Source organism: Shewanella waksmanii ATCC BAA-643, from assembly GCF_000518805.1.
In the GTDB taxonomy this organism is placed as follows: domain Bacteria; phylum Pseudomonadota; class Gammaproteobacteria; order Enterobacterales; family Shewanellaceae; genus Shewanella; species Shewanella waksmanii.
This window is the reverse complement of the sequence record NZ_JAEH01000075.1, coordinates 1-9,396: the sequence shown is the minus strand read 5'-3', so window position 1 is coordinate 9,396 and position 9,396 is coordinate 1. Positions and strand designations below refer to the sequence as shown.

7 protein-coding genes and 1 tRNA gene are annotated in these 9,396 nt (G+C 45.1%); 4 read left to right on the top strand and 4 right to left on the bottom strand.

Features of this window, described 5'->3' with window-relative positions:
* The first annotated feature begins 656 nt into the window (after positions 1-656).
* Positions 657-1,094, top strand: coding sequence for a DUF4124 domain-containing protein (locus tag L865_RS0119605; protein WP_037471659.1), 438 nt, complete (start codon positions 657-659; stop codon positions 1,092-1,094).
* 149 nt (positions 1,095-1,243) lie between these two features.
* On the opposite strand, the gene L865_RS0119595 is transcribed toward L865_RS0119605, so the two are convergent.
* The 4 genes from L865_RS0119595 to rluD all read right to left on the bottom strand — a co-directional run bounded on the left by L865_RS0119595 (position 1,244) and on the right by rluD (position 6,061).
* Positions 1,244-1,558 carry a hypothetical protein gene (locus L865_RS0119595; RefSeq protein WP_037471658.1) on the bottom strand — a complete coding sequence of 105 codons (315 nt, stop codon included), beginning with the start codon at positions 1,556-1,558 and terminating at the stop codon, positions 1,244-1,246.
* Between the two features lie 117 nt (positions 1,559-1,675).
* Positions 1,676-4,249, bottom strand: coding sequence for an ATP-dependent chaperone ClpB (gene clpB, locus L865_RS0119590; protein ID WP_028774788.1), 2,574 nt, complete (start codon positions 4,247-4,249; stop codon positions 1,676-1,678).
* 124 nt (positions 4,250-4,373) lie between these two features.
* Positions 4,374-5,090 (bottom strand): peptidoglycan editing factor PgeF, encoded by a 717-nt coding sequence (gene pgeF, locus L865_RS0119585; RefSeq protein ID WP_028774787.1) that lies wholly within the window; start codon positions 5,088-5,090, stop codon positions 4,374-4,376.
* A complete protein-coding gene (gene rluD, locus L865_RS0119580; protein ID WP_028774786.1) occupies positions 5,090-6,061 on the bottom strand; it encodes a 23S rRNA pseudouridine(1911/1915/1917) synthase RluD in 972 nt (323 codons plus the stop codon). Before rluD ends, pgeF begins: the two co-directional genes overlap by 1 nt.
* Before the next feature lie 122 nt (positions 6,062-6,183).
* Here rluD and L865_RS0119575 point away from each other — a divergent pair, with 122 nt between their 5' ends.
* The 3 genes from L865_RS0119575 (at position 6,184) to L865_RS0119565 (ending at position 9,062) form a co-directional block, all read left to right on the top strand.
* Complete coding sequence (locus L865_RS0119575; RefSeq protein ID WP_028774785.1) at positions 6,184-6,945, top strand: outer membrane protein assembly factor BamD; 762 nt, start codon at positions 6,184-6,186, stop codon at positions 6,943-6,945.
* Positions 6,946-7,150: 205 nt separating this feature from the next.
* Positions 7,151-7,226, top strand: a tRNA-Phe gene (locus tag L865_RS0119570).
* A gap of 210 nt (positions 7,227-7,436) precedes the next feature.
* Positions 7,437-9,062: a methyl-accepting chemotaxis protein gene (locus L865_RS0119565; RefSeq protein WP_028774784.1), complete on the top strand. Its 1,626-nt coding sequence runs from the start codon at positions 7,437-7,439 to the stop codon at positions 9,060-9,062.
* Positions 9,063-9,396 lie beyond the last annotated feature (334 nt).

The window sequence follows — 9,396 nt, the reverse complement described above, 5'->3', positions numbered from 1 at the left end:
GGGCTAGGGCTGCGTATTCTACGCTTTCCTTGGTTGGCGTCAAGTGATTTTTTAAAAAGTTTTTTAAGTGGTTACTTACTGCACATCAGTGCGTTAAGTCACAGCTAAAAACCTCATCTCACTTGCTGCCCTGACTCGTCTGTACATCGCTATGCAGCGCTGTTTGCCGTGTCAGTGGGAGCGCATTATAGGGAGCTGAACTTTTTACGCAAGCGCTTTTTTCAAGAAAAACACTCAACAGCACAAAAAACAATCAACTTGATAGGGTGAAGTCCCACAAAGCCTATGATTGCGGGCTTTAGGTCTCTTACCGGAGACGCCATCAAATGACATCAAACTAACTTGGACGGTTATCTATAATGCTGACAAGCCGTTTTTTATCACACTCACTACTTTTCGCGCGGACAATAAGTGTGGCACAAGATTAGCTACCTTGCCGAATTTATCGCCAACGATAATGCAGAATATATAACTACATCTTTTAGCAAAGCTCATATACAAGACATAACATCAATTGCGGTGCTTCACGGTGAGGTTTTTGCAAACAGCACAAAGCCAAGTATATTAAGTAAAGAGCGGTTCTTGCCTGCAAGTGGTTGAGGCAACCGCAGCTCTACTCACCTTTACACTAATGTTTTGTCTAGGACGGCACCATTATGAGATACCGACTTAATATACTATTTATTTTGACCATAATGCTCAGCACATCATTGCAGGCCACAACCATATATAAGTGGGTAGATAAGAATGGTGTTACTCATTACAGCCAAGAACAACCAGAACAAACCGAAGCTGAAAAGCTTTATAGCGAAGATATTGAACAGCAGCCAATCGGCTTTATAGCCCCTAAAGCACGAGCCGAAGAAGAAGTCCCAGATGAAATGGCGGCAGCGGCTGAGAAAATCAACGCTCAAGATAAAGCACAAGCGAAAGTGATTTGTGACAATGCTAAACATCAACTTAATGTTTTACAAACCAGCGCTAGGCTGCGAAAAGAAAACCCTGAAACGGGTGAAATAGAGATGATGACAGATGAGCAGAAGCAAGCAGAGATTGGCAATCAGCAGCGCCGAGTCGAGCTATTCTGTCAATAAGCTCGCAATAACTTTATGTATATAAGTAGCCGGCATGCTAAAGCCAAGTAACTTATCGCCAATCATTTACTAGAGCTTTGATCTATACACAATAAAAAAACTGATGGCAGGCCATCAGTTTTATCAGTTATAAACCCGCTTAATTGGGTTTATTTTGCTTTAACAGTATACATCGAGCGAGACTGACCATCGCTACATGATTGCACGCCGGCATCCCAGCCGCTATCAAACTGATCTAAGCCATCTAGTACTTCATCTTTCATCGCTTCCAGATCGCCTGTAGCTTCCCCACTACTCTTAGCTACAGCACTACGGCAGCCGATGTTATAACCATAATGATATAAGCTAGTATAATCAGTATTGCCGACTTCTATCACACCTGATGATTGTGGTGTTGGCGAGGAACTACAGCCTACGACTGTCAACCCACATAGCGCTAGTAAAGCAACTTTAACTTTCAGCATATTGATATCCTTATTTAATCAGTCTGCATTACAAACAGTATAGATACCTATCAAGCTAGCCTATGTTGCCTTGTGGAGCAATGTTTATCGGTTAACTCATTAGGTATCTATTAATCACTACTGCTCAAATGCCAACTCGCCGCCATGGCATGACACTTTAATTGTCTTGCCAGGAACAAACTGGCCGCTCAATAACTTTTGCGCAAGTGGGTTTTCTACCTCTTGCTGCAACGCCCGTTTCAGTGGCCGCGCACCGTATACGGGATCGAAACCAACTTTAGCGATCTGCGCTAACGCTTCTTGCGTTACCTCAAGTTGATAATCTTTCTCCGCCAGCCGTGCTTTTAAGTTGCTTAACTGAATTTCGGCGATGTGGGCAATGTGTTCAGCCTCTAATGGGTGGAAGACCACGCTTTCATCAACTCGATTCAGAAACTCAGGTCTAAAACTTTGTGTCACCACATTCATCACCTGAGACTTCATCTCCGGATAGCTTAAGCTGCCAAATTGTTCCTGAATCACATCAGAGCCTAAATTAGACGTCATAATCACCACCGAATTTCTAAAGTCGACAGTGCGACCTTGACCATCGGTTAAGCGGCCATCATCAAGCACCTGCAACAAGATGTTGAATACATCAGGGTGTGCCTTTTCAACTTCATCAAGCAAAATGACTGAATAGGGTTTGCGTCTCACCGCTTCAGTTAGGTAACCACCTTCTTCATAACCAACATAACCTGGAGGAGCACCAACTAATCGAGATACGGAGTGCTTTTCCATAAACTCCGACATATCAATGCGTACCATAGCTGATTCGGTATCAAACAAGAATTTCGCCAGCGACTTACATAGCTCAGTCTTACCCACCCCTGTTGGGCCTAAAAATAGAAACGAACCAATAGGTCTGTTTGGATCGGCAAGCCCTGCACGACTACGACGAATGGCGTTAGCAACGGCATCAACGGCTTCGCTTTGGCCTATCACGCGCTCATGCAATGCATCTTCCATTTTGAGCAACTTCTCTTTTTCACCTTCAAGCATTTTCGCCACAGGAATGCCGGCCGCTTTCGATAGCACCTCGGCAATTTCGATATCGGTGACCTTATTGCGCAGCAACGTCATGTCTTGCATTTCAGCTTGCGAGGCTAAATCAAGTTGTTTCTCAAGTTCAGGAATACGACCGTATTGCAGCTCAGACATACGAGTTAAGTCACTTGCACGTCTCGCAACCTCAAGATCCATGCGCGCTTGTTCCAAATCAGCTTTAATATGCTGCGTTCCCGCCAAGGCCGCTTTTTCGGTATGCCATATTTCATTCAGTTCAGTCGCTCTTGCATCAACATCCTTGAGCTCTGCACGTAATGTACTCAAACGCCTTAAACTGGCTTCATCCGTTTCTTTGCTTAATGCTTGCTCTTCCAGCTTCAACTGAATTGCACGGCGTTCCAGTTTATCGAGTGGCTCAGGTTTAGAATCAATCTGAATACGAATACTCGACGCCGCTTCATCAATCAAATCAATTGCTTTATCTGGCAGTTTTCTATCAGACACATAACGGTGAGACATGCTAGCTGCCGCGACAATGGCAGGGTCAGTGATCTCCACATGGTGATGCAACTCATAGCGCTCTTTCAAGCCACGCAAAATGGCGATGGTATCTTCCACATTGGGCTCTTCGACCAAGACCTTTTGAAAACGACGTTCTAGAGCCGCATCTTTTTCTATGTATTGTCGATATTCATCTAATGTCGTGGCACCAACACAATGCAGATCACCTCTGGCTAACGCGGGCTTAAGCATATTGCCCGCATCCATTGCGCCATCACCTTTACCGGCGCCAACCATGGTGTGCAACTCATCAATAAACAGAATCACTTGCCCCTCTTCTTGGGACAACTCATTGAGCACCGCTTTCAAGCGCTCTTCAAACTCGCCGCGATATTTGGCCCCTGCAACTAGCGCGCCCATATCCAAAGACAAAACCCGCTTGTTTTTGATGCCTTCAGGGACTTCGCCATTAATAATTCGCTGGGCTAACCCTTCTACGATTGCCGTTTTACCTACACCGGGCTCACCAATCAATACTGGATTGTTTTTACTGCGACGCTGTAGCACCTGAACGGTACGACGAATCTCATCATCGCGTCCGATCACGGGATCTAATTTACCCTGTTCCGCCCGCTCAGTGAGATCAATCGTAAACTTCTTCAATGCTTGGCGCTGATCTTCAGCATTGGGATCATCAATATTCTTGCCGGAACGCACTGTTTGAATGGTTTGCTCTAATAATTCTTTGGTTGCACCGGACTTTTTCAAGCTTTGCGCTAGCACATCATTGCCTTCAAGTGCCGCCAGCACAAACAGCTCACTTGAAATAAACTTGTCTTTTCGTTTTTGCGCAAGCTTGTCACACAGGTTCAGCAACCGAATCAACCCCTGAGCTAACTGCACATCACCGCCTGTGCCTTCAACTTTAGGCAAGCGCTCAAGCTCTTGGCTGAGTAATGAGCGTAGGCTACTGACTTGAATGCCAGCTTGAGTTAATAGTGGATGAATTGAGCCGCCATCTTGATTCAATAGCGCCATCATTAAATGGGTCGGTTCAATAAATTGATGATCGCGCCCCAACGCTAATGATTGAGCATCGGAGATAGCGATTTGAAATTTGTTGGTCATACGATCGAGTCGCATATACTGCCTCCTAATCTACAAATAAACAGCACTCTAATTTGATACTAATATAGATGGGGATGACTGTATTTTTTTCAAGTAGTAAATACTGTGATAAAACCAGCAAGTAGCCGAAAAATCGCAATCACTCAAGCCAAATAAGCGACGCCATTCGTCCAGTGGTGGATTCGCGGCGATAGGAGAAATAATCGCGACAGTTTTCATAGGTGCAATGAGCTAACACATACACTTGCCTAACCCCAGCATGGTGCAGCCGCCATTGGGCAATGCCTTGAATATCAGCGAGGTACTTGTCGCCACTAGCGTTAAAAAAATTTGCGGTATCTGGGTGCTTATCGATGAATGCCTGACGCACCTCAGCCCCCACTTCAAACGCTCGCGGACCGATAGCAGGACCTAAATAGGCAATAGTATCGCTAGCTTTAGCGTTAAACTTTGTCAGTGCAGACTCAATCACTCCTGCACATAAACCGCGCCAGCCTGCATGGACCGCAGCCACCTCTTGGCCACTGCGGTCACAAAGCAATACTGGCAAGCAATCGGCAGTCATCACAGCGCAAACCTGTTGTCGTAAACAACTATAACTACCGTCGGCTACTCGGTGTTTATCTTCAGCCAGGTTGACGACTTCTGTACCGTGCACTTGCTCTAACCATTCAATATCTGCGGTTAATCCCAACTGTTGGCGCAATAGATTACGATTTTGCTGCACGTCTAGTGCACTATCGCCAACATGATCGCCTAAGTTAAGGCTATCAAAAGGCGCGCGGCTAACCCCACCTGCTCGGGTGGTGAACATTAGCTTAACGCCTTTAGGAATGACCCAGTCAGTGGGGAGCATTAATAAGCAGCCGGGTGCTCTTGAGTGTCTTTACGCAATGCTTGAGTCAGCAGCTTCATATCCTCAGGGATAGGTGCTTGCCAGCTCATGATTTCACAAGTAAACGGATGAGCAAGCTCTAAACGAACAGCGTGTAATGCCTGACGTTTAAATCCATTTAGCACTTCCATTAATTCTGGAGTGGCGCCTTTAGGCGGACGAGGACGCCCACAGTAAACCGGATCACCTGCTAAGACATGACCAATATGTTCCATGTGTACACGAATTTGGTGAGTACGGCCCGTTTCTAGCCGCAAACGTAATCGAGTATGAGCACGGAACTTCTCTGCCACTCGATAGTGAGTGACTGATGGGCGACCAGCATGATGCACTGTCATATGGGTGCGTTTTGTCGCATGGCGATCAATTGGCGCATCAACGGTACCGCCTGCCGTCATGGTTCCCGTCGCAATGGCTTCATACTCACGTACAATCTCTCTGGCTTGCAATGCCGCCACTAAATGAGTTTGTGCCTCAACGGTTTTAGCCACCACCATTAAACCTGTGGTGTCTTTATCGAGACGATGTACGATACCGGCACGCGGTACTAAGTCGATGCCAGGGCAATGATGCAACAAAGCATTCATTAAGGTGCCGTCACTGTTACCGGCACCGGGATGTACCACCAGCCCTGCTTGCTTGTCAATCACCAATATATGATCGTCTTCATAGACGATATCAAGATCGATGGCTTGCGCTTCAGCTTTAGTCTCTTCTTCAAGCTGAGCTTCAATGGCGACTTCTTGGCCTTCTAGCACTTTCTCACGCGGCTTAGTCGCCACTGTGCCATCAATGTATACAGCACCTGACTGAATCCACTCTTTGATACGTGTACGAGAATAATCAGGAAACAATTCGGCCAAAGTTTGATCCAATCTTTGTCCTGTTTGGGTTGCTGTTATCTCGCTTTTTAGATTAATCTCTTGTGTCATAGGAACCGTACCCGCGTTTTGGGGTCCAAATAAATGTGCTATCTGTTACAATCGGATTGTTTCTATTTTATAGTGAAATAGAAAAATTCTTAACTACAACTTTAAAAGAATCGAATTCAAGTATGCATAAAATTGCCAAAATTGCTTCCATCGCATTGTTATCATTGGGTTTAACCGCCTGTAGCAGCAGCCCAGAAGATGACATTGAATTTAGCAAATCTTCGCCAGAAGTGCTCTATTCACAAGCGCGTAACTCTATGGAGCTAGGAAATTACTCTAAAGCCGTCCGTTCATTAGAAGCTTTAGACTCAAGATATCCTTTTGGGCCACACAAGACTCAAGTCCAACTCGACTTGATTTATGCCTACTACAAATTAGATGATCCAGCCTCTGGTATTGCCAACATCGACCGCTTTATTCGATTAAACCCAACCCATAAAGATATCGACTACGTTTACTACATGCGTGGTCTTGTTAACATGCAATCGGACAGTTACCTGTTCCATGACATGCTCAATATTGACCGTACCGATAGAGACCCAAAGGTCGCTCAAGATGCGTTTAAAGATTTTGACCGTTTGATAAAGCAGTATCCTAACAGTAAATATGCTGCTGATGCACAAAAACGTATGCAATATTTGAAGAACCGTTTGGCTAAATACTCCATTGCAGTGGCTGAGTACTACATGAAAATGAATGCTTGGAGTGCGGCGGCAGTTCGCGCTCAATCGGTTATGGAAGGGTTCCCTGGTACGCCATCAAATGAGCGAGCACTTGAAATTATGGCATCAGCCTATGGTGAGTTAGGCCAGGATAAGCTTAAAGAGCATGCACTCATGGTGATGCAAGAGAATTTCCCAACTAACAGCATGCTTAGCAACTAGATGCTTAAAGGCCCCTTCTCAAGGGGCCTTTTCTTTAGCAGGTATATAAATTGCCACTCACCACAGCGCTAATGACAGTATCACCATGCTGTTAGTACACAATATCAGCAAACGGTGTAAAAGATGTGCAAACAAGCTATTTGAACTAATAAAATTAAGAAAACAGTTGACTCAAAACCGCAAAAGCTTTTTAATGCACCCCGTCGCCCGAATAGCTCAGTCGGTAGAGCAGAGGATTGAAAATCCTCGTGTCCCTGGTTCGATTCCGGGTTCGGGCACCATATTCTTATTAGGTGCTGCGGCATCTAAATTAAAAACCTCGCCTTGCGAGGTTTTTTTTGCTTCAAAAACACTTCCCCCCAAATTACACACTCACTCTCAGTCAATTATTCATTTCATCATGCATTCTTGCTTAGCTTTGCTATACCTATTAGTACGACTAACGCCTGACTAATTAAATCGAAAGAGCTAGGACCTAGGAGCCATTGTTCATGAATAACCTACAACTGAAACACAAAATGGCATTTGGTATTTTGCTGCCGTTAACCCTCTTGGTGTTAATCTGCGCCCTAGCACTGAATATGATGAATCAAATAGAACAAGGGGTGAATACCATATATGACGACCGCGTCGTGCCCTTAGAAGATTTAAAGATTATTGCCGATGATTATGCTGTATCGGTAATAGATGCGATTAATAAAGCCAATGCTGGCGGCTTTACGGCGCAAGAGGCAAGCAGCGCATTGCAAGAGGCAAAACAGAATATTACCTCAGTGTGGGGCAAGTACATGCAAACTACGCTAACACAGGAAGAAGCAAGGCTTGCCGACCAAGCCAAAGCGTTGTTCATCCCAGCTAATAATAGTATTGATCAGATGCTCGGCAAGCTAGCTAACCTTAATGGCAATATCAGTGGCCAGTTATCGCAAGACATCATGCCACTTTATCAAGTTATCGACCCTATCAGTGGCAAAATATCTGATCTCATTACACTGCAACTTGATATCGCAGAGCAAGAAAAAAATAAGGTCAGCCGCATCTACGAAACCTCAATTATACTATTTCTCTCATTAACCTTATTGGCGGCTGCTGCGGGAATCATAATAGGCTTATGGGTCAATCGCAGCGTAATGCGACCGGTTGCTGCAATACAAACTCACCTCAGTAACATCAAACAACACTCTGATCTCACAACCGCACTGCAACCCATCAATAATGATGAGTTAGGCCATATTACTGACGATATTAATGGTGTCATTGAACACCTACGACAAATCCTTAGCGATATTTTAGACGCCGCCAATACAGTAACAACCTCAGCGCATGAACTCAGTAGTTTCACCCAAGCCTCTAATGAGCGCATGCATATGCAGCAAAGTGAAACAGAGCAAACGGCCACCGCAATGAACCAAATGGCCGCAACGGTTGCTGAAGTAGCCCAAAGCACCACTGCAGCAGCGGATTCAGCAAAAGATGCTGATGAGCATGCATCACACGGCAATACCATTGTACAGCGGTCAATGACGACTATGGTTGAGCTATCAGACCAGATTCAAAGTACCGCACAGGTGATTACTGAACTGGCAGCAGAAAGCCAAAACATTGGTAGTGTTTTAGATGTCATTAAGGGCATTGCTGAGCAAACCAACTTACTGGCATTAAATGCAGCAATTGAAGCGGCGCGCGCCGGTGAGCAAGGCCGAGGTTTTGCAGTGGTGGCAGATGAGGTGCGAACCTTAGCACAGCGCACCCAAGAAGCCACGCAAGAGATTGAAACCATGATTGAAGCGCTGCAAAAAGGCGTCAATCAGGCTGTTGAAGCGATGGAAGTCGGCATTGGCCAAGTTGACAATGCTAACCAGCAAACCAATACCGCGGGTCAAGCACTGCAAGATATCGTGACCTCTGTAGACAACATCACCGCCATGAATACCCATATCGCTACAGCCGCAGAGGAGCAAAGTAGCGTAGCTGAAAGTATCAATCGCAGTATTATCACTATCAGCGATATCGCCACCGAATCAAGCCGCTCAGCAGAAGAGATTAGCCACTCCGTGTCATCTTTAACTGAGTTAGCTGAGCGTATGCGCTCACAAATTAGCAGCTTTAAACTGTAAAAAAATAATACCAATCAGTATAAACATTTAGTCACTCAGCGAGAATTTAGCGGTTCTGAGGTAAGGTCCTTAAATGCTCCTGCATTAATGACATTCACCACATCCATGTGGTTTGCAACGAGTGAAGAGCATAGTTATTCTACGGTTAAGCTCGTTAACACAACATCAGAATCGCTAAAACTCGCCATTCTGGCGCGTTTTAGGCAGCCTACTTCTGCGTTGAATAATTTCACAAGGGAACAACCATTGTTTCAATCATTCGCCTTGAATTAGTTTGCCCAAAGCGCGCTGAGTAGATCAAATTCTTATACTGATTGCTATAACTCGCCTTTAT

Bases quoted from the DNA above. Each gene is read 5' to 3' on its own strand.
- L865_RS0119605 (WP_037471659.1), top strand. From the start codon at position 657: ATGAGATACCGACTTAATATACTATTTATTTTGACCATAATGCTCAGC.
- L865_RS0119595 (WP_037471658.1), bottom strand. From the start codon at position 1,558: ATGCTGAAAGTTAAAGTTGCTTTACTAGCGCTATGTGGGTTGACAGTC.
- clpB (WP_028774788.1), bottom strand. From the start codon at position 4,249: ATGCGACTCGATCGTATGACCAACAAATTTCAAATCGCTATCTCCGAT.
- pgeF (WP_028774787.1), bottom strand. From the start codon at position 5,090: ATGCTCCCCACTGACTGGGTCATTCCTAAAGGCGTTAAGCTAATGTTC.
- rluD (WP_028774786.1), bottom strand. From the start codon at position 6,061: ATGACACAAGAGATTAATCTAAAAAGCGAGATAACAGCAACCCAAACA.
- L865_RS0119575 (WP_028774785.1), top strand. From the start codon at position 6,184: ATGCATAAAATTGCCAAAATTGCTTCCATCGCATTGTTATCATTGGGT.
- L865_RS0119565 (WP_028774784.1), top strand. From the start codon at position 7,437: ATGAATAACCTACAACTGAAACACAAAATGGCATTTGGTATTTTGCTG.